This window comes from Rathayibacter sp. AY1E3 (assembly GCF_002932235.1).
GTDB lineage: Bacteria > Actinomycetota > Actinomycetes > Actinomycetales > Microbacteriaceae > Rathayibacter.
Genome location: NZ_PSVN01000011.1, coordinates 112,970 through 131,865, shown reverse-complemented (window position 1 = coordinate 131,865; position 18,896 = coordinate 112,970). Strand labels below are relative to the sequence as shown.

The following is an 18,896-nucleotide window of genomic DNA, read 5'->3' as shown; positions in this document are numbered from 1 at the left end:
CCTCCGCCTCCCGGCCCGTCCGCCTCCCGGCGTCCCCCGAGCCGCCCAGCCGCCACAATGGACGGGTGAGTGCGAATGACGAGGTCGACGGGATCGTCGACGCCTGGGTCCGGGAGCGGCCCGATCTCGATTTCACGCCGCTCCAGGTCTTCTCGCGGATGCGCCGGCTGGCCAAGCAGCTCGAGCGCGCGCGCGGCAGCGCCTTCGGCCGGTCGGAGCTCGAGACGTGGGAGTTCGACGTGCTCTCGGCCCTGCGGCGCGCGGGCGCGCCCTACCGGATGAGCCCCAAGCAGCTCCTCCAGGCGACCATGGTCACCAGCGGGACCATGACCAACCGCATCGACCGGCTGGTCGAGCGCGACCTGGTCGAGCGCCTCGACGACCCGAACGACGGGCGCGGCGTGCTGGTGCAGATGACGCCGTCGGGGCTCGCCCGGGTCGACGCGGCGATCACCCGCCTGGTCGACGCGGAGCAGGAGCTGCTCGGCGCGCTCACCCACGCCCAGCAGGAGCGGCTGGCGCAGCTCCTCCGGAAGCTCTCCCTCGACTTCGGCTGAGCCGGTCGCCCCGGGCCCGCGACGGCGGCCCGCCCACGCGGTACGGGACAGCTGCCGGTGCCGCGGAGGAGAGCGGCGTCAGCCCTCGAGCTGCTCCGAGAGCTCCAGCCAGCGCAGCTCGAGCTCGGCCGCCTCGTCCTCGTAGGCTCGGAGCGAGGCGTTGAGCGCCAGGATGCCGTCGTAGTCGTCCTGGTCGTGCGTCGCCATCTTCTCGTGCACGGTCTTCGTCAGCTGCGTGAGCTTGTGCAGGCGCCGGTCGATCGCCGACACCTCCTTCTCCGCGGTGCGGCGCTCGGCCCCCGCGAGTCCGCTCGACGCCGGCGCGGCGGAGGAGGAGCCCGACGACGCCGCCGCGGGCGCACCCTTCTCGAGCGCGCGGCGCAGGTCGAGGTACTGCTCGACGCCGCCGGGCAGGTGGCGGAACGCGCCGTCCATCACGGCGTACTGCTGGTCGGTGACGCGCTCGAGCAGGTACCGGTCGTGCGAGACGACGAGGAGGGTGCCCGGCCAGGAGTCGAGCAGGTCCTCGATCGCGGCGAGCATGTCGGTGTCGAGGTCGTTGGTCGGCTCGTCGAGGATCAGCACGTTGGGCTCGCTGAGCAGGATGAGCAGGAGCTGGAGCCTCCGGCGCTGACCGCCCGAGAGGTCCTTCACCGGCGTCGAGAGCTGCGCGCTCGAGAAGCCGAGCCGCTCGAGCAGCTGGCCCGGAGTCATCTCCTTGCCGCCGATGGAGTAGCTGGTGCGCTGCTCCGCGATGATCTCGCGGACGGGCCGGTGCTGGACACCGGTCAGCTCGCGCAGCTGCTGGTCGAGGATCGCGACGCGCACGGTGGTGCCGCGCTTCACCCGGCCGCTCGTCGGCTCCACGCTGCCCGCGACCAGGCCGAGGAGGGTCGATTTGCCGGCGCCGTTCACGCCCAGGATGCCGGTGCGCTCGCCGGGCGCGATCCGCCACTCGATGCGGTTGAGGACGGTCCGCTCGCCGTAGCGGACGGTGACGTCGAGCAGGTCGACGACGTCCTTGCCCAGGCGCGAGACGGCGAGCTGCGAGAGCGAGACCGAGTCGCGCACCGGGGGCTCGTCCTCGATCAGCTGGTTCGCGGCGTCGATCCGGAACTTGGGCTTGGCCGTGCGGGCGGGGGCGCCGCGCCGGAGCCAGGCGAGCTCCTTCTTCATCAGGTTCTGGCGCTTGGCCTCCATGGTCGACGCCATCCGGTCGCGCTCGACGCGCTGCAGGATGTACGCCGCGTACCCGCCCTCGAACGGCTCGACGAGGCGATCGTGCACCTCCCAGGTGGCGGTGCAGATCTCGTCGAGGAACCACCGGTCGTGGGTGACGACCGCGAGCCCGCCCGACGACGCCGCCCAGCGGCGCTTGAGGTGCTCGGCGAGCCAGGCGATGCCCTCGACGTCGAGGTGGTTGGTGGGCTCGTCGAGGAAGACGACGTCCCAGTCGCCGACGAGCAGCTTCGCGAGGGCGACCCGGCGCCGCTGCCCGCCCGAGAGGGAGCCGACCACTCCGTCCCAGGGGACGTCGCGCAGCAGGCCCGCGATCACGTCTCGGGTGCGCGCGTCGCCCGCCCACTCGTGCTCCTGGAGCCCGCCGACGACGGCCTGGGCGACGGTGAGGTCCTCATCGACCGTGTCGGCCTGGTCGAGCATCCCGAGCGTGACGCCGCGGCGGTGCGTGACGCGGCCGCTGTCCGGCTCGATGCGCTGCGCGAGCAGGCGCAGGAGGGTCGACTTGCCGTCGCCGTTGCGTCCGACGATCCCGATGCGGTCGCCCTCCTCGATCCCCAGGGAGACGTCGTCGAAGATCACGCGTGTGGGGTACTCGAGTCGCAGCGCCTCGGCGCCCAGCAGATGTGCCATAGGGATCCAGCCTAGGCGGTGCCGCCTGAGCGGTCCGCCGCGGGTCGATCACAGTGCGGCCGGGTCGCGGCCCCCGGACCTCAGCCCGCGGGTGCCGGCTCCGAGACGGACACCGAGCGGCGGTGCAGTCCCGTGGCACCGTCGGGAGCGGGCGGGCGCTCGACCGTGGTCTGCACCGTGCCGTCCGCGTCGGTGGCGCGCACGGTCACGACGTGGTCGCCGACCGTCGCGTCCCACTCGAGGACCCACTGGATCCACGTGTCCGCGGTGACCTGCTCGGCGAGGCGCGCCTCCTGCCAGGCGCCGCCGTCGATCTGCACCTCCACCTTCGCGATGCCGGTGTGCGGCGCCCAGGCGACTCCCGCCACGGCGACCGTCCCCGCCTCGACGGGCTGGCCCTGGCGCGGCACGTCGATCCGCGACTCGATCTTGATCGGACCGCGCTCGGTCCAGCCGCGCGTCGACCAGTACGCCAGGTCCTCCGCGAAGGTCGTGACCTTCAGCTCGACGACCCACTTCGTCGCCGAGACGTAGCCGTACAGGCCGGGGACGACCATCCGGACGGGGAAGCCGTGCTCGACCGGGAGCGGCTCGCCGTTCATCCCGACGGCGAGCAGGCTCGCGCGGTCCTCGTCCTGCAGCACGTCGAGCGGGCTGGAGGCGGTGAAGCCGTCGATGCTCCGCGAGAGCACCATGTCGGCGCCGGCGGTCGGCCGGGCCCGGGCCAGCAGCTCGCGGATCGGGTAGCCCAGCCAGAGGGCGGTGCCGATCAGGTCGCCGCCGACCTCGTTGGACACGCAGGACAGGGTGACCAGGTGCTCCTCGAGCGGCAGCGCGAGCAGCTCGTCCCAGGTGATCTCGATCTCCTCCTCCACCATGCCGGTGATCTTCAGCGACCAGTCGGCGGGCTCGACCGACGGCACCGAGAGCGCGGTGTCGATCCGGTAGAACGAGGAGTTGGGAGTGACGTAGGAGCTGATGCCGTCGATGTCGTCGAGCACGGCGCCGGCCGCGACGGGCGCGGCGGCCGAGGCGGGAGCCGGCAGGGCCACGGCCTCGCGCACGGCGGTGACGGCGGCGGAGGCGGACGTGAGGAAGCGGGCGCCGATGCCGGCGGCGACCGCGGCGACTCCGGCGATCCCGACCAGGCGGAGGAACGACCGGCGGTCCGGGGAGTCGCTCTCGCGCTCCTCCTGCCAGCCGCGGAGGCGGACGGAGGCCGAGCGGAGCACCGCGGCACCGGCCACCATGCCCACGACGCTCGGCGCCGCGTCGATCCCGGACGCGCCCTCGCGGCTGACGGCGGCGAGCGCACCGGCGCCCGCGACGACGGCCAGCAGCAGCACGCCGAACGGCGGGCGGCGGTACTCGAGGACTCCCGCGCCGACGGCCAGCAGCGCGATCGCGAGGCCGATCGAGACCAGCAGCACGAGCTTGTCGCCGGTGCCGAAGAGCGCGATGACCGTGTCCTTCACGCCCGGGGGCACGATGTCGATGACGAAGCCGCCGACCGCGACCAGCGGACTGCCGCCCGCTCCGGTGAAGACCGCGACGACCTCGGCGGTCGCGAGGGCGACGACGGCGGCCACGATCCCGGAGAGGATCGCGAAGAGGGTGGCTCGGCGGGACATGAGCGGCACTCTAAGCCACGAGGTCGGAACTTCCCTGCGGACCGTCTGTGGAGGGCGCCGGGCGCGGGGCTCGCGAGCCCCGCTCCGGAGGCACCGCCTCCGCGACTAGGTCGAGAGCAGGCGAGCCCCGTGGACCGGGCCGGACACCCGCACGGCGCTCAGCCGCGCGGAGCTCAGCTCGCGCTGCAGGTCGGCCGCCGCATCGGCGTCCGGAGCGAGGAACGCGACGGTCGGGCCGGACCCCGAGACGAGGCCGCCGAGCGCCCCGCGGCCCTCGCCGAGCTCGAGGATGCGGGCGAGCCCGGGCTGCAGGTGCAGCGCCGGCGCCTGGAGGTCGTTGTGCATCGCGTCGGCGAGCATGGCGGCGTCGCCGGCACGGAGGGCCTGCAGCACGTTGGGATCGATGGCGGGGGTCGCCGAGATCGGGCGGAAGTCGTGCAGGTGGCGCTCGCGGTGCCGGTCGAGCTCGCTGTAGACCTCGGGGGTCGACAGGCCCTCCTCCGAGAGGACCAGCACCCACTCGAAGCGGCCCTTGGCGAGCGCCGGGCTCAGCTCGTCGCCTCGGCCGACTCCGATCGCGGTGCCGCCGGTGAAGGAGAAGGGGACGTCGGCGCCGAGGCTCGCGGCGATGCCCAGCAGCTGCTCCCTCGTGCACGCCGTGCCCCAGAGCGCGTCGCAGGCGAGCAGGGTCGCGGCCGCGTCGGCCGAGCCGCCGCCCATGCCGCCGGCGATGGGGACGTTCTTCTCGATCTCGAGGTGCACGCCGCCGCGGTAGCCGGTCGCCCGGGCGAGCGCCCGAGCCGCCTTGATCGCGAGGTTGGAGCCGTCGACGGCCAGGCGGGAGGTGTCGATCGAGCCCGAGAAGGAGACCGAGAAGTCGGCCGCCTCCTCCGCGAACACGTCCTCGTAGAGGGAGAGCGACTGGAACGCGGTGGCCAGCTCGTGGTACCCGTCGTCGCGCACGGCGCCGACCTTGAGGAACACGTTGATCTTGCCGGGCGCCCGCGCGTGGACCCGGTTCGACGTCGCGCGGTGGGCCATGCATCCACGCTACAGGGTGGCGGAGGCGCCCTCGTCCGCACCCGGGGCGGGCTCCCCGTCGCCGTCCGTGTCGTCCCCGTCGGTCTCCGCCGGCGACCCGTCGGGCACCGCCGCGCCGCGCACGGGGACCCGCGCCGGATCGAGCTCGCGGCCCAGGCGGACGAAGGCGGCGACGTCCAGCTCCTCGCCGCGCGCGGTCTGCGGGACGCCGGCCCGCTCGAGCGCGACGATCGCCGCGGCGCTGTCGCCGAAGAGGGTCGCGAGCGACTGGCGGAGCATCTTCCTCCGCTGTGCGAACGCCGCGTCGACGACCGCGAAGACGGCGCGGCGCAGGGTCTCGTCGCCCGGCTCCTCGCCGCGGTCGAACGCGACGAGCACGCTGTCGACGTTCGGCACCGGCCAGAAGATCTGACGCGAGACCGCGCCGCCCGTCGTCCAGGAGCCGAACCACGCCGCCTTGACGCTCGGGCCGCCGTAGACCTTGGAGCCGGGACCGGCGGCGAGCCGGTGCCCGACCTCGGACTGCACCATCACCACTCCGGACCGGATGCTGGCGAAGTGCTCGAGGAAGTGCAGGAGCACCGGCACCGAGATGTTGTACGGGAGGTTGGCGACGAGCCGGACCGGATCCCCCGGCAGGTCGAGCACCTTCATCGCGTCGGCGTGCACGACCGCGAGATCGGCGCCCGGCGCCATCAGCTCGACGGTGCGCGGCAGCTGCTCGGCGAGGCGCCCGTCGATCTCGACGGCCACGACCTGTGCGCCCGCCTCGAGCAGGCCGAGGGTCAGCGATCCGAGGCCGGGGCCGATCTCGACGACGGTCTCCCCCGGGCGCACCCGAGCGAGCTTGACGATGCGGCGGACCGTGTTGGCGTCGTGCACGAAGTTCTGGCCGAGCTTCTTGGTCGGCGTGACGTCGAGGAGGCCGGCGAGGTCGCGGATCTCGGCCGGGCCCAGCAGGCGCGGGATCGCGGCGGCCGTCGCCTCGGCGGCGTGGCGGCCGCTCATGCGAGGGGTCCGACCGGCTCCGTCGGCTCGGAGCCGACCTCGCCGCCCCACTCGCCGTACACGGCCTCCGTGTTCGACGCGATCGTCGCGGCGAGGTGGCCGACGTCGGTCTCGAGGGTCGCGGCCATCGAGCGCAGGGTGTGCGGGAGGAGGTAGGGCGCGTTCGGGCGGCCGCGGAAGGGCGACGGAGTGAGGTACGGCGCGTCGGTCTCGACCAGGATGAGGTGCCGCGGAGTCGCGACGAGCGCCTCCCGCAGCGGCTCGGCGTTCTTGAACGTCACGGTGCCGGCGAAGGAGAGGTACCAGCCCTCGTCCGTGCACATCCGCGCCATCTCCGCGTCCCCGGAGAAGCAGTGGAAGACGGTGCGCTCGGGGGCGCCGACGCGGCGCAGGGTCTCGATGACCTCGCGGTGCGCGTCGCGGTCGTGGATCTGCAGCGCGAGGTCGTGCTCCTTCGCGATGCGGATGTGCTCCTCGAAGGAGCGGAACTGCGCGGCGCGGCCGCTCTCGCCGGTGCGGAAGAAGTCGAGCCCGGTCTCGCCGATGGCGCGCACCCGCGGCTGCTCCGCCAGCTCGGCGATCACGGCGAGGGCGGCGTCGAGCTCGCCGCGCTGCTCCAGCTCGGGCGCCTCGTTGGGGTGGATCGCGACGGCGGCCAGCATGCGCGGCTCGCTCGCCGCCTGCTCGGCCGACCAGCGGCTCGTCTCGACGTCCGTGCCGACCTGGACGACGCCGCGGACCCCGACGGTGGAGGCCCGGTCGAGCTGCTCGCGGTGGTCGAGCGGCTCGAGGCCGTCGGCGATCTCGAGGTGCGTGTGGTTGTCGTAGACGGGGACGACGAGCGCCTCGGGCAGCGGCGGGTACGTCAGGTCGCGGCCGGACGAGGCCTCGCGGGAGCGGACGTGCTGGCTGTCGGTCATGCGCTCCAGGCTACCGGGAGGGCTCGCGCGGACCGGAGTCCCGGGTGGACGAGGGCCGAGAGGCGGCCGCTGAGGCGCCCTGAGCGGATCGGGTCAGCACCCGATCGGATCGGGACAGCCCGCCTCCCGCGCCGCCGGGAGGCTGGAGCCATGACAGACACCGAGCTCCTCGCCCACTCCGCACCCGGCTCCCTCGCCGGGCGCCACGCCCTCGTCACCGGATCCTCGAGCGGGATCGGCGCAGCCATCGCCCGCCGGCTCGCCGGGGCCGGCGCTCACGTCCTCGTGCACGGACGCGACCCCGAGCGGGTCGGGTCCGTCGTCCGCGGCATCCGCGCCGTCGGGGGCACCGCCTCCGCGCTCGTCGCCGACCTCGCGGGCACGCCGGAGGAGACCCGCGCCGTCGCCGCCCGGGCGCTGACCCTCCTCGACGGGCGGATCGACGTCCTCGTCAACAACGCCGGAGTGTTCCCGGTGGGGCCGACCGCCGACCTCAGCGACGCCGACGTCGAGTCCCTCCTCACCACGAACATCCGCGTGCCGCACCAGCTCGTCGCGGCGATCGCCCCGGCCATGGCCGAGCGCGGGAGCGGAGTGGTCGTCAACATCACCTCGTGGATGGGACGGGTGGGAACGCCCGGGACCGCGCTCTACCCCGCGACCAAGGCGGCGCTGGAGCACCTCACGCGGGCGTGGGCGGCCGAGTACGGCCCGAGCGGCGTGCGCGTGGTCGCCGTCGCGCCCGGCGCGACTCTCACGCCCGGCAACGAGCACGCCGCGGCGATCCTGGAGCAGATGACCGCGTCCGCCCCCGCCGGCCGGCCCGGACGTCCGGACGAGATCGCCCTGGCCGTGCGCTGGCTCGTCTCGGACGACGCCTCGTACGTCCACGGCACGACGCTCGACGTCGACGGAGGCATCGTCGGCGCCCGCGGCTGACGCCGCGGTACGCGCCGCTCGGAGTCCCCGCGACAGCGCCCGCCGCTCAGTGGATCTGCACGAGCGGCCCGGGGTGGAGCGCAGCGTCGGCCGCGGGGGTCGTCTCGTAGGCGCGGCGGTAGTCGCGCCCGAAGTGCGACGCGCTCGCGTAGCCGACCGCGGCCGCGGCCTGCGCGGCGGTGTCGCCCCGGACCAGGAGCAGTTTCCTGGCCTCCCCCAGGCGGAGCCGCCGCAGGTAGCCCAACGGCGACATCCCGGTCAGCTCGCGGAAGCGGCGGGTGAGCGTGGGCACGCTGGTGCCCGCCTCCGCGGCGAGCGCGCCGAGGGTCCATCCGCGCGACAGCGACGCGCTCATCGCCTCGACCGCACGGGAGACGGCCTCCGAGCGGACGGTGCTGGACGCGGCCAGCAGCCGGGGCGCCTGGTCCGTCTGCAGCAGCCGCAGCACGAGCTCGCGCGTGATCGCGGGGGCGAGCACCGGGATGTCGGCGGGGGCGTCGAGCAGACGGAAGAGTCGGCGCAGCGAGTCGGCCATCTCCTCCGTGACCGTGCCGATCCGCGGGGCGGGAGCCCGCGGGGCCGTCCGGGGGGCGAGCGCCGCGATCTCGGCCACCACGAGCGGGTCGAGACGCCAGTTGGCCGACAGGAAGTCGCCGCGGTCGCCGGTCTCCACGACGGCCGCCACCACCGGCAGATCGACGGGGGTGACCAGGAAGCGGCCGGCGCCCCACCGCTCGTCGGAGTCGCCGACCACCGAGCGCTTCCGGCCGGCCAGCACCAGGCTGAGGGTCGGCGGGAACCGGGTGTAGACGAGCTCGGTCGGAGCGGTCACCCGGTGCAGGCGCAGGGCGAGCGCGGCGGCGCGCTCGGGGTGCCCGACGTGGCGCCGGGTGAGCTCGGCCGCCTGCTCGAGAGCGTCGAGGACCTCGCGCGTCATCAGCGCCCCGCCGTCCCCGGAGCGGAGGACCGCTCGCACCCGGCCCCTCGCGTTCGGATCGCGGTCATCGTGCACTCCCCTGCGGATCCTCCGTCGGCGACTCCAGGCCGCGCGACTGCTCGGTCCATGGGTCGAGGCGCGGCCGTCAGGACGCGGGAGCCTCGATGCGCGGGAAGAGCGCGGCGAGCGTCCCGACGGTCGTGCCGACGGGGAGGACCCCCCACCGGCCCGCCTCGCGGATCGGCTGCGCGGTGAGGGCGCCGAGCGACTCCGTCACGCCGAGCGCCTCCCAGAGGGACGCCGTCGCGCGCGGCACGACCGGCGAGAGCAGCACGGCCAGGGCGCGGAGCCCCTCCGTCGCGGTGTAGAGCACCGTGCCGAGGCGCTCGCGCTCCTCGCGCTTGGCGAGTGCCCACGGCTCCTGCTCGGTGATGTAGCCGTTGAGCTCCTCGACGATGCTCCACACGGCGGTGATCGCGTCGTGGATCGCGAGCGCGTCGATCGACCGGTCGGCCGACGCGGCGGCCTCGGCGACGATGCGCTGCACGCGCTCCTCCGCCTCGGTCGGCTCGCCCGGCGCGGGCACGACGCCGTCGTAGTAGCGGTGCAGCATCGCGACGACCCGCGAGGCGAGGTTGCCGAAGCCGTTCGCGAGCTCGGACTGGTAGCGCGCCGACAGGTCCTCCCATGAGAACGAGCCGTCCTGGCCGAAGGTGATGGCCCGGAGGAAGTAGTAGCGGAAGGCGTCGGAGCCGAAGGTGTCGGTGATCTGCTCGGGCGCGATGCCGGTGAGCTTCGACTTCGACATCTTCTCGCCGCCGACCAGCAGCCAGCCGTGGCCGAACACCTGCCGGGGGACCTCGAGGCCCGCGGCCATGAGCATGGCGGGCCAGATCACCGCGTGGAAGCGCAGGATGTCCTTGCCGACGATGTGGGTCGCGGGCCAGCGGCGCTCGAACTCCGCCTCGTCCTGGCCGTAGCCGACCGCGGTGATGTAGTTGAGCAGCGCGTCGAACCAGACGTACACCACGTGCGAGTCGTCCCACGGGACCTTCACTCCCCAGTCGAAGCTGGAGCGCGAGATCGACAGGTCGGCCAGGCCCTGGCGGACGAAGCTGACGACCTCGTTGCGCGCCGACTCGGGCTGGACGAAGTCGGGACGCTCCTCGTAGAGCGCGAGCAGCCGCTCGGTGTACTCGCTCATCTTGAAGAAGTAGTTCTTCTCCTTCAGCAGCTCGACCGGCTTCGAGTGGATCTTGCAGACGTACTGGCCGGCGTAGTCGCCGGTGCCCTCCTCGAGGTCGGACAGCTGCTTGTACTCCTCGCAGCCCACGCAGTAGTAGCCCTCGTACTCGCCGGTGTAGATCGCGTCCTCGTCGTACAGCTTCTGCAGGAACTTCTGGACGTTGACCTCGTGCCGCGCGTCCGTGGTGCGGATGAAGTCGTCGTTGGCGATGTCGATGGTCTCGAGCAGCGGCTGCCAGGCGGTCCTCACGAGGCGGTCGGCCCACTCCTGGGGGGTCGTGCCGTTGGCGGTGGCGGTGCGGAGGATCTTCTGGCCGTGCTCGTCGGTGCCGGTCAGCAGCCAGGTGTCGTCGCCCGCCTGGCGGTGCCAGCGGGTGAGCACGTCGGCGGCGACCTCGGTGTACGCGTGCCCGATGTGCGGGACGTCGTTCACGTAGAAGATCGGGGTCGTGAGGTAGAAGGAGGCGCCGTCGGACATGGCGACCATCCTATTCACCGCGCGGCACCGCTCCCGGCGTGTGACGGAGGCCGTGGACGACCGGCCGCGGGCGCCGTCTGGGAGGGAGCTCTCAGCCGCGGCGGGAGGCGAGCGCCGCCTCGTAGAGAGCGCGGCGCGAGAGCCCCGTGATCTCGGCGACCTCGGCCGACGCCTCCTTGAGCCGCGATCCGGCCTCGACGCGGGCCAGCACGTCGGCCAGCGCGTCCTCGAGCGACGCCTCCCTCGCGGGGGCTCCCTCGACGACCAGGCAGATCTCGCCGCGCAGGCCGTCGGCCGCCCACTCGGCCAGCTCGGCCGCCGTGCCGCGACGGACCTCCTCGAACATCTTGGTGAGCTCGCGGCAGACGACGACGCGCCGCTCCGGGCCCATCGCCTCGACCAGGTCGGCGAGCGCGTCGCCGATCCGGTGCGGGGACTCGAAGAAGACCATGGTGCGCCGCTCGTCGACGAGCGCCCGGAAGGTCGAGACCCGCTCGCCGTGCCGGCGGGGCAGGAACCCCTCGAAGCTGAAGCGGTCCGTCGGGAGCCCGGACACGGCGAGCGCCATGAGCACCGCCGAGGGACCGGGCAGCGCGGTGACCGCGACTCCCGCCGCCACCGCCGCCTCGACCAGGTGGTAGCCCGGGTCCGAGACCGTGGGCATGCCAGCATCGCTCAGCACGAGCAGGTCCTCCTCGCGGGCCAGCTCCACCAGCTCGGCGGCGCGCTCGCGCTCGTTGTGGTCGTGCAGCGCGTAGAGGGCGGGCCGGTTCTCGACGCCCAGGGCGCGCATCAGCTGGATGGTCACGCGCGTGTCCTCAGCGGCGACGTGGCGGGCGGAGCCCAGCGCCTCCACGAGCCGGCGGGAGGCGTCGCCGAGGTTTCCGATGGGAGTGCCGGCGAGGATGATCATGCCGCCAGTCTCCCAGGCCGGGTCCGGGGCCTCCCGCCGCGGATCGCCGCCGTCCCGGGAGGAGGCGCCCCGTTAGCATGGCCGGGTGACGGACCGACCGCAGCGCGACTTCGACGACCTGCTCCTGGACGCGGCGGGATCGGCGCGCTCGGTCCCGGTGGAGCCCGCCGAGGCGTCCGCACCGCGGGAGCGCACCCCGCTCCCGGACGTGCCGCGCGGCTCCTGGTTCGACGACCTGCACACCCGGCTCGTCGCCTCCCCCGCGCGCCGCCGGCTGTACGAGCTCGGACTGCCGCTGCTGGTGGTCGCCCTGGCCGCGGTGCTGCGGCTGTGGAACCTCGGCCACCCGCGCTCGCTCGTGTTCGACGAGACCTTCTACGTGAAGGACGCCTGGACCCTCTGGAACCTCGGGTTCGAGGGCGCCTGGCCCGAGAACCCGGACCCCGGCTTCGCGGCCGGCGACGTGGACACCTTCACGGGGGCGCCGTCCTTCGTGGTGCATCCGCCGCTGGGCAAGTGGATCATCGGGCTCGGGATGGGCGTGTTCGGCGCGGACGACAGCGTCGGCTGGCGCGTCGCGACCGCCGTCGTGGGGATCCTCGCCGTCGCGCTGGTGATCGTGATCGGCCGCCTCCTGTTCCGCTCCACCCTCCTCTCCTCCTTCGCGGGGCTGATGCTCGCGCTCGACGGCCACGCGATCGTGATGTCGCGGGTGTCGCTCCTGGACGGGATCCTGATGTTCGTCGCGCTCTGCGGGGTCGCGGCGGTGCTGCTGGACCGGCGCTGGGCCGACCTGCAGCTGGCGCGGAAGGTGGCGGCGGGAGCGCTGCCGAGCTGGGGGCCGGTCCTGTGGTGGCGTCCCTGGCTGCTCGCGGCGGGCGTGCTCTTCGGCCTGGCCGCGGGCGTGAAGTGGACGGGCGTCTACTTCCTCGCGGCGTACGGCGTGTACGCGGTGGTCGTCGACGCGCTGATGCGGCGCCGCGCGGGCGTGCCGTTCTGGGGCAGCGGCGCGATCCTCAAGCAGGGTCCGGTCACCTTCCTCCTGGTCGTGCCGATCGCCCTGATCGCCTACCTCGTCACCTGGACGGGCTGGCTGCGCACCTCCGGCGGATGGGCCCGGCAGTGGGCGTCGGAGGCCCCCGGCAACGCCTGGACCGGGGCTCTCGCGTGGGTGCCGGACTGGGCGCAGAGCCTCTGGCACTACCACGTGCAGATGTACGACTACTCGATCAATTTGCGGGCCTCGCACCCCTACGAGGCGAACCCGCTCACCTGGCTGCTCATGCTCCGGCCGACCAGCATGTACTTCGTCGACCAGGCGACGGGCGTCGACGGCTGCACCGCCGCACGCTGCGACGAGGCGATCACCTCGGTCGCCAATCCGCTCATCTGGTACGCCGGAGTCCTGGCGCTGGTGTACCTCCTCTACCGGCTCGCGCGGTACCGGGAGTGGCGCGCCGGCTTCGTGCTGATGGGGATCGTCGCGGGCTACCTGCCGTGGCTGCTCTACCTCGACCGCACGGTGTTCCAGTTCTACTGCGTCGTCTTCGAGCCCTACATGATGCTGGCGCTGGCGCTGACGGCCGGGATCGTGATCGGGAGTCCGGGCGACGAGCGGAGGCGGCGCACCCGGGGCGTCCTCGTGGTGCTCGTCTTCGCGGTGGCGGCGGCCGCGCTGACGGCCTACTTCCTGCCGCTCTGGATCGGCGCGCAGACGTCCTTCACCTTCTGGCAGGCCCACATGTGGCTGCCCTCGTGGGTCTGATCCGGCGGCTGGGCCCGGGAGTCGCGGCCTGCGCCGTCGCGGCGGTGATCGCGGCCCTGCTGCACGCGACGGTGCCGGCAGTGCCGATGCTGACCGCGGCGGTCGCGCTCGGGATCCTCGTGGCGCAGCTGCCCGCGGCGCGCCCCCTGCTGAGCGGGGCGCTGGCGCCGGGCCTGAAGTTCTCGTCCCGCTCGCTGATGCGCGCCGGCATCGTCCTGCTCGGGCTGAAGCTCTCTCTGATCGACATCGCTGCGCTGGGCTGGGGCGCGATCCTGGTCGTGGTCGGGATCGTCCTGGCCACCTTCGGCCTGACCTGGGCGCTGGGCCGGGTGCTCCGGCTGCCCGGGCAGGAGCCGCTGCTGCTCGCGGCGGGCTTCTCGATCTGCGGGGCCTCGGCGATCGGCGCGATGGCCGGAGCGACCCGGGCGAAGGAGCAGGAGCAGGCGACGCCGGTCGCGCTGGTGACGCTCTGCGGCACGCTCGCGATCGCGGTGCTCCCCGCCCTGCAGCAGCCGCTCGGGCTCTCCGACGTGCAGTTCGGGCACTGGGTCGGCGCCTCGGTCCACGACGTGGGCCAGGTCGTGGCGACGGCCCAGGTGGCCGGAGCGTCGGCGCTGGCCGTGGCGGTCGTGGTGAAGCTCACCCGAGTGGTCATGCTGGCGCCGATGGTCGCGGTGGCGGCGGCGGTCACGAGGCGCCGAGGCGGGACCGGCGGGACGCGCCCGGCGATCGTGCCGCTGTTCGTGGTCGGGTTCCTCGCCGCGGTGCTGCTGCGCACGCTCCTCCCCCTGCCGGAGGGACTGCTCGCCGCCGCCGACACCGCGCAGACCTGGCTCCTCGCCGCGGCCCTCTTCGCGCTCGGCAGCGCCGTCCGGGTGCGCGCGCTCGTGACGACGGGGTGGCGTGCTCTCCTCGTCGCCCTGGTGTCGTGGGCGGCGATCGCGGCGATGGGCCTGGCCGCGGTGCAGCTGGCGCTCTGATCGGCGCTCCGATCCGCTCGACCGCTCTGTCGCGCACGGTCGCTCTGCACTGCGGGGCCGCTCTGTTACGCGATGCGTCGCTCCGGCGCGGCGGTGTCGGCGGCTCCCGCTAGCGTCGATCGCATGGCAGATCGTGAGTACGGCTTCAAGACGCGTGCGATCCACGCGGGCAACATCCCCGACGCGGTGACGGGCGCCCGCGCTCTGCCGATCTACCAGACCAGCGCCTTCGTCTTCGACGACACCTCCGACGCCGCGGCCCGCTTCGCGCTGCAGAAGTACGGCAACGTCTACTCGCGCCTGTCGAACCCCACGGTCGCCTCCTTCGAGGAGCGCGTCGCGAGCCTCGAGGGCGGCCTCGGCGCCGTCGCCACGGCCTCCGGGCTCTCGGCGCAGTTCATCACCTTCGCGGCGCTCGTCGGCGCGGGCGACCACGTGGTGTCCTCCGCCAACCTCTACGGCGGATCGATCACCCAGCTCGACGTCACGCTCCGCCGCTTCGGAGTGGACACCACCTTCGTCCGCTCGAGCGACCCGGCCGACTACGCGGCGGCGATCACCGAGAAGACCAAGGTTCTCTACGCCGAGACGATCGCGAACCCCTCCGGCGAGATCGCCGACATCGAGGGCCTCGCCGCGGTCGCGCACGCCGCCGGCATCCCGCTGATCATCGACTCCACGGTCGCCACCCCCTACCTCGTCCGCCCGATCGAGTGGGGCGCCGACATCGTCATCCACTCGGCCACCAAGTTCCTCGGCGGACACGGCACCACGCTCGGCGGCGTCGTCGTCGAGTCGGGGCGCTTCCACTACTCCCCCGAGAAGTTCCCGCTGCTGCACGACCCGGTCGCCTCCTACGGAGACCTGTCGTGGGACGGCAACTTCGGGGAGTACGGCTTCCTCACGCGCCTGCGCGCGGAGCAGCTGCGCGACATCGGGCCGGTCCTCGCTCCGCACTCCGCGTTCCTGCTCGCCCAGGGCGTCGAGACGCTGCCGTACCGGATCCAGGCGCACGTCGACAACGCACGCCGCGTCGCCGAGTGGCTCGACGCCGACCCCCGCATCGAGGCGGTCTACTGGGCCGGGCTGCCCGCGCACCCGCACCACGACCGCGCGCAGAAGTACCTGCCGAAGGGACCGGGCTCGGTCTTCAGCTTCGTGGTCAAGGGCGGCCGCGCCGTCGGCCAGACCTTCATCGAATCGGTCGACCTCGCCAGCCACCTCGCCAATATCGGCGACGCCAAGACGCTGGTGATCCACCCCGCCTCGACCACCCACGCCCAGCTCACCGAGGACCAGCTCCTCCACGCGGGCGTCCTCCCCGGACTCGTCCGCCTCTCCGTCGGCATCGAGGACGCGGACGACATCATCTACGATCTCGACCAGGCGCTCGCCCGCGCGGTCGAGGAGCACGGCACCCCCGACGCTCCGACCGAGCTCCCCGAGGACACGACCACCACCCTGCACACCCCGGCCGTGGAGGTCTGAGCATGAGCACCACCGACACCGCCGACACGGTCGTCCAGCTGTCCAACGGGCTGAGCTGCTCGGTCCCGGCGAACTCGCCGCTGGCGAAGATGCTCCGCTCGCAGCGCACCTGGGTGGGCCCCGACGCCCGCAGGCGACTCGACATCCTCCGCCGCGCGAAGACCGTGGCGATCGTCGGCGCCTCGCCGAACCCGGCCCGCTCCTCCTACTTCGTCGCCACCTACCTGCAGCAGTCGAGCGACTACGAGCTCTACTTCGTGAACCCGAACGCCACCGAGATCCTGGGGCAGCCGGTCTACCGCAGCCTCGCCGAGCTCCCGGTCGTGCCCGACATCGTCGACGTGTTCCGCAAGGCGAGCGACATCCCCGCCGTGATCGACGACGTCCTCGCCGTCGGCGCGCCCACGGTCTGGGTGCAGCTGGGGATCTGGAACCAGGAGGCGGCCGAGTACGGCGAGTCGAAGGGCCTGACCGTCGTGATGGACCGCTGCATCAAGGTCGAGCACGCCCGCTTCCACGGCGGCCTGCACCTGCTCGGCTTCGACACCGGCCAGATCTCGGCGCGCAAGACGCTGCGCTGACCCGTTCCTCTCCGCGAGACGCCACCTGTGCACGCCTCCCGCGATGTGACGCGTACTGAAGCGGCGTCTCGCGGCAGGTGTCGGCTCCTCCGACGATGACGACCGACGGGGGGCGTGCGGGATCACCGACGGGTCGGCCGCGTCGAGCGGCTCCCGATCGATCGGATCGCAGGTCTCCGGGGCTTGACCGGTGCCGCAGGAACGGATGACCGCGGCGGCTCCTGCCCGGCCTGCGGCCGACGATGCGCCGCCCGGCCCTCACCGAGCGAGCACTCGGCCTCCTTCTCCGGCGGAGTGTGCCGCCGCGCGCCGCGGGACGCCTCCCCCGCGCGACGGATCCCCCTCCGTGTTCCGTGGACAGTCACTGGAGACCGCATCCGTCCTCCCCCGGAGGCCGAGGGGTCGGAGTAGGCCTGAGGGGCAAGGGAGAACCGCTCTCCAGATCGTGACGACGAATCCGGCCGGACCCGGCCACGAAGAGGTGTACGAGACGATGAGAAATCCCACCACCACATCCCCACGAGGTCGGCTGCTCGTCGCTGGTGCCGCCTGCGGCGCTCTGGCTTTCGGATCGCTCGCAAGCGCTCCGGCCGCCCTCGCCGCTCCCGCCCCGGCCGTCTCGGTCGCGGCCGTCTCGGCCTCGGCCGCCGCCTGGCCGGTCGTGGCCCAGGGCGAGAACAGCGCCAATGTCCGCACGGTCCAGCATCTGCTGAACGCCGCTGGCCGCTCGGTCGACGCGGACGGAGTCTTCGGTGCCGGCACCGCAGCCGCGGTCTCCGCGTTCCAGAGCGACCGGGGCCTCTCGGCCGACGGCATGGTCGGCGAGCAGACCTGGACGGCGCTGATCACGACCGTCTCCTTCGGCGACTCCGGCGAGGCGGTGACCGCTCTCCAGGTGCAGCTGAACAAGACCGGCGCCGGGCTCACCGTCGACGGCGAGTTCGGAGCCGCGACCCGCGCCGCCGTGGAGGGCTTCCAGTCCGCGGCCGGCCTGACCGTCGACGGCGTCGTCGGCCCGCAGACCTGGCAGTCGCTGACCGGCTCCGGCTCCGGCTCGACGCCCGACCCGGGGCAGCCGGGCGAGACGTTCGCCACCCTGAACGACGAGCAGCTCTCCAACGTCCGCACGATCATCGCCGAGGGGAGGACCGCCGGTGTCCCCGAGTACGGCTGGGTGATCGCGATCGCGACGGCGATGCAGGAGTCGCGCCTGCGCAACCTCTCCGGCGGAGACCGCGACTCCGTCGGACTCTTCCAGCAGCGCCCGTCCTACGGCTGGGGCACCGCGGCCGAGCTGGTCGACCCCGTCTACGCGTCGCGCGCCTTCTACGGAGCCGCGAACAGTCCCACCAGCAACGCCGGCCTCCTCGACGTCGCCGGCTGGGAGTCGCTGCCGGTGACGGAGGCCGCGCAGGCCGTCCAGCAGTCCGGCGTGCCGGACGCCTACGCGCAGTGGGAGACCCTGGCCCGCGAGGCCGTCGAGAGCGAGGGATGAGGATCATGACCACCATCGACACGACCACCGTCGACACCGACACCACCGTCCGACCGCGGAGCGCCCGCTCCCGCGTCCTCGCGCTGATCACCGCGCTCCTGCTCGCCGTCGGCGTCACCGTCGGCGGGGCGACGAGCGCTCAGGCGGCCGACTGGCCCGTGCTCTCCTCGGGATCCAGCGGCGACGACGTGACCACCGCGCAGTACCTGCTCCGCGGCTCCGGCCAGTCGCTCGCCGTGGACGGTGCCTTCGGCTCCGGCACTGCGAGTGCCGTGAACGCCTTCCAGTCCGCGAAGGGCCTCGCCGCCGACGGCGTGATCGGCGAGGCGACCTGGGGAGCACTCGCGGTGACCGTCCGCAGCGGCTCCACCGGCGACGCGGTCAGTGCGGCGCAGACCCAGCTGAACGCGAACGGCGCCTCCCTCGCCGTCGACGGCGTCTTCGGTGCCGGGACGGAATCCGCAGTGACCGGCTTCCAGAGCGGAGCAGGCCTGACGGCCGACGGCATCGTCGGACCTGCCACCTGGAAGGCCCTCATCGCCGGGACCGGCGGCGGCGGAGGCACGACTCCTCCGCCCAGCGGCGACGCGGCGGCCACCGCCCAGGCCATCCTCGACAACCCGGGGATCGAGCTCTACGAGCTGGGCGCCGACTCGGGCGCGGACCCGGAGTCCACCTCGCTCGTCAACATCCGCGACACGGCGGCAGGGAAGCCCGCCCGGACCAGCTCCGGCGGGGACGCGGGAGTCACCGAGGTGGCCCTGGACCCGGCCATGCTGAACGGCCTGCTCCGCCTCAACACGGAGTACGGCTTCGACCTCCGCGTCACCTCCCTCGCCGGTGAGGACCACACGGCGTCGTCGCGCCACTACACCGGCCACGCGGTCGACATCGACCGGATCGACGGCGTGACCGTCCTCAACGGAGCGGACCACCAGGCCGTGCAGGACGCCTGCACCGCCCTGGGCGCGACGCTCACGCTCGGCCCGGGCAAGCCCGGCCACGACAACCACGTGCACTGCGAGTGGTGACCGGAGCGGCACGGT

General features: G+C 73.3%; 16 protein-coding genes. 8 read left to right on the top strand and 8 right to left on the bottom strand.

Annotated features, from left to right (window positions below):
* Nucleotides 1-65: 65 nt before the first annotated feature.
* Entirely contained in the window at nucleotides 66-557 is a 492-nt protein-coding gene (locus tag C5C53_RS11095; protein WP_104222340.1) for a MarR family winged helix-turn-helix transcriptional regulator, read from the top strand.
* A gap of 78 nt (nucleotides 558-635) precedes the next feature.
* Here the strand turns inward: C5C53_RS11095 and C5C53_RS11090 are convergent, their stop codons facing one another.
* From C5C53_RS11090 to C5C53_RS11070, 5 genes are all read right to left on the bottom strand, one after another.
* Nucleotides 636-2,429 (bottom strand): ABC-F family ATP-binding cassette domain-containing protein, encoded by a 1,794-nt coding sequence (locus C5C53_RS11090; protein WP_104222338.1) that lies wholly within the window; start codon nucleotides 2,427-2,429, stop codon nucleotides 636-638.
* 80 nt (nucleotides 2,430-2,509) lie between these two features.
* Nucleotides 2,510-4,060, bottom strand: a complete 1,551-nt coding sequence (locus C5C53_RS11085) for a molybdopterin-dependent oxidoreductase (protein WP_104267546.1) — start codon at nucleotides 4,058-4,060, stop codon at nucleotides 2,510-2,512.
* 105 nt (nucleotides 4,061-4,165) lie between these two features.
* Nucleotides 4,166-5,101 (bottom strand): 4-(cytidine 5'-diphospho)-2-C-methyl-D-erythritol kinase, encoded by a 936-nt coding sequence (locus C5C53_RS11080; RefSeq protein WP_104222334.1) that lies wholly within the window; start codon nucleotides 5,099-5,101, stop codon nucleotides 4,166-4,168.
* A 9-nt stretch (nucleotides 5,102-5,110) separates the two neighbouring features.
* The gene (rsmA, locus tag C5C53_RS11075) at nucleotides 5,111-6,109 is read right to left on the bottom strand and encodes a 16S rRNA (adenine(1518)-N(6)/adenine(1519)-N(6))-dimethyltransferase RsmA (RefSeq protein WP_181127755.1); all 999 of its coding nucleotides are present in this window, start codon (nucleotides 6,107-6,109) and stop codon (nucleotides 5,111-5,113) included.
* On the bottom strand, nucleotides 6,106-7,029 hold the full coding sequence (locus C5C53_RS11070; RefSeq protein WP_104222332.1) for a TatD family hydrolase: 924 nt from the start codon (nucleotides 7,027-7,029) through the stop codon (nucleotides 6,106-6,108). Before C5C53_RS11070 ends, rsmA begins: the two co-directional genes overlap by 4 nt.
* 150 nt (nucleotides 7,030-7,179) lie before the next feature.
* Between C5C53_RS11070 and C5C53_RS11065 the strand changes: the two genes are divergently transcribed.
* Nucleotides 7,180-7,968 carry an SDR family NAD(P)-dependent oxidoreductase gene (locus C5C53_RS11065; protein WP_104267545.1) on the top strand — a complete coding sequence of 263 codons (789 nt, stop codon included), beginning with the start codon at nucleotides 7,180-7,182 and terminating at the stop codon, nucleotides 7,966-7,968.
* A 46-nt stretch (nucleotides 7,969-8,014) separates the two neighbouring features.
* Here the strand turns inward: C5C53_RS11065 and C5C53_RS11060 are convergent, their stop codons facing one another.
* The 3 genes from C5C53_RS11060 to rsmI all read right to left on the bottom strand — a co-directional run bounded on the left by C5C53_RS11060 (nucleotide 8,015) and on the right by rsmI (nucleotide 11,541).
* On the bottom strand, nucleotides 8,015-8,980 hold the full coding sequence (locus C5C53_RS11060) for an AraC family transcriptional regulator (protein WP_258075411.1): 966 nt from the start codon (nucleotides 8,978-8,980) through the stop codon (nucleotides 8,015-8,017).
* A gap of 70 nt (nucleotides 8,981-9,050) precedes the next feature.
* Entirely contained in the window at nucleotides 9,051-10,628 is a 1,578-nt protein-coding gene (gene metG / locus C5C53_RS11055; RefSeq protein WP_104226924.1) for a methionine--tRNA ligase, read from the bottom strand.
* 91 nt (nucleotides 10,629-10,719) lie between these two features.
* Nucleotides 10,720-11,541 (bottom strand): 16S rRNA (cytidine(1402)-2'-O)-methyltransferase, encoded by an 822-nt coding sequence (rsmI, locus tag C5C53_RS11050; protein WP_104226923.1) that lies wholly within the window; start codon nucleotides 11,539-11,541, stop codon nucleotides 10,720-10,722.
* Nucleotides 11,542-11,626: 85 nt separating this feature from the next.
* Here rsmI and C5C53_RS11045 point away from each other — a divergent pair, with 85 nt between their 5' ends.
* The 6 genes from C5C53_RS11045 (at nucleotide 11,627) to C5C53_RS11020 (ending at nucleotide 18,881) form a co-directional block, all read left to right on the top strand.
* Nucleotides 11,627-13,306 (top strand): dolichyl-phosphate-mannose--protein mannosyltransferase, encoded by a 1,680-nt coding sequence (locus C5C53_RS11045; RefSeq protein ID WP_258063656.1) that lies wholly within the window; start codon nucleotides 11,627-11,629, stop codon nucleotides 13,304-13,306.
* Nucleotides 13,297-14,286, top strand: a complete 990-nt coding sequence (locus C5C53_RS11040; protein WP_258062883.1) for a YeiH family protein — start codon at nucleotides 13,297-13,299, stop codon at nucleotides 14,284-14,286. The genes C5C53_RS11045 and C5C53_RS11040 overlap by 10 nt, the downstream gene beginning before the upstream one ends.
* 123 nt (nucleotides 14,287-14,409) lie before the next feature.
* A complete protein-coding gene (locus C5C53_RS11035) occupies nucleotides 14,410-15,774 on the top strand; it encodes an O-acetylhomoserine aminocarboxypropyltransferase/cysteine synthase family protein (RefSeq protein WP_104226921.1) in 1,365 nt (454 codons plus the stop codon).
* 2 nt (nucleotides 15,775-15,776) lie between these two features.
* Nucleotides 15,777-16,355 carry a CoA-binding protein gene (locus C5C53_RS11030; protein ID WP_104237688.1) on the top strand — a complete coding sequence of 193 codons (579 nt, stop codon included), beginning with the start codon at nucleotides 15,777-15,779 and terminating at the stop codon, nucleotides 16,353-16,355.
* 493 nt (nucleotides 16,356-16,848) lie between these two features.
* Nucleotides 16,849-17,850 (top strand): peptidoglycan-binding protein, encoded by a 1,002-nt coding sequence (locus tag C5C53_RS11025; protein WP_104233750.1) that lies wholly within the window; start codon nucleotides 16,849-16,851, stop codon nucleotides 17,848-17,850.
* A gap of 5 nt (nucleotides 17,851-17,855) precedes the next feature.
* On the top strand, nucleotides 17,856-18,881 hold the full coding sequence (locus tag C5C53_RS11020) for a peptidoglycan-binding protein (RefSeq protein ID WP_104233697.1): 1,026 nt from the start codon (nucleotides 17,856-17,858) through the stop codon (nucleotides 18,879-18,881).
* Nucleotides 18,882-18,896 lie beyond the last annotated feature (15 nt).

Coding starts and splice junctions, on each gene's coding strand:
- C5C53_RS11090 (WP_104222338.1), bottom strand. CDS start 2,429: ATGGCACATCTGCTGGGCGCCGAGGCGCTGCGACTCGAGTACCCCACA.
- C5C53_RS11085 (WP_104267546.1), bottom strand. CDS start 4,060: ATGTCCCGCCGAGCCACCCTCTTCGCGATCCTCTCCGGGATCGTGGCC.
- C5C53_RS11080 (WP_104222334.1), bottom strand. CDS start 5,101: ATGGCCCACCGCGCGACGTCGAACCGGGTCCACGCGCGGGCGCCCGGC.
- rsmA (WP_181127755.1), bottom strand. CDS start 6,109: ATGAGCGGCCGCCACGCCGCCGAGGCGACGGCCGCCGCGATCCCGCGC.
- C5C53_RS11070 (WP_104222332.1), bottom strand. CDS start 7,029: ATGACCGACAGCCAGCACGTCCGCTCCCGCGAGGCCTCGTCCGGCCGC.
- C5C53_RS11065 (WP_104267545.1), top strand. CDS start 7,180: ATGACAGACACCGAGCTCCTCGCCCACTCCGCACCCGGCTCCCTCGCC.
- metG (WP_104226924.1), bottom strand. CDS start 10,628: ATGTCCGACGGCGCCTCCTTCTACCTCACGACCCCGATCTTCTACGTG.
- rsmI (WP_104226923.1), bottom strand. CDS start 11,541: ATGATCATCCTCGCCGGCACTCCCATCGGAAACCTCGGCGACGCCTCC.
- C5C53_RS11035 (WP_104226921.1), top strand. CDS start 14,410: ATGGCAGATCGTGAGTACGGCTTCAAGACGCGTGCGATCCACGCGGGC.
- C5C53_RS11030 (WP_104237688.1), top strand. CDS start 15,777: ATGAGCACCACCGACACCGCCGACACGGTCGTCCAGCTGTCCAACGGG.
- C5C53_RS11025 (WP_104233750.1), top strand. CDS start 16,849: ATGAGAAATCCCACCACCACATCCCCACGAGGTCGGCTGCTCGTCGCT.
- C5C53_RS11020 (WP_104233697.1), top strand. CDS start 17,856: ATGACCACCATCGACACGACCACCGTCGACACCGACACCACCGTCCGA.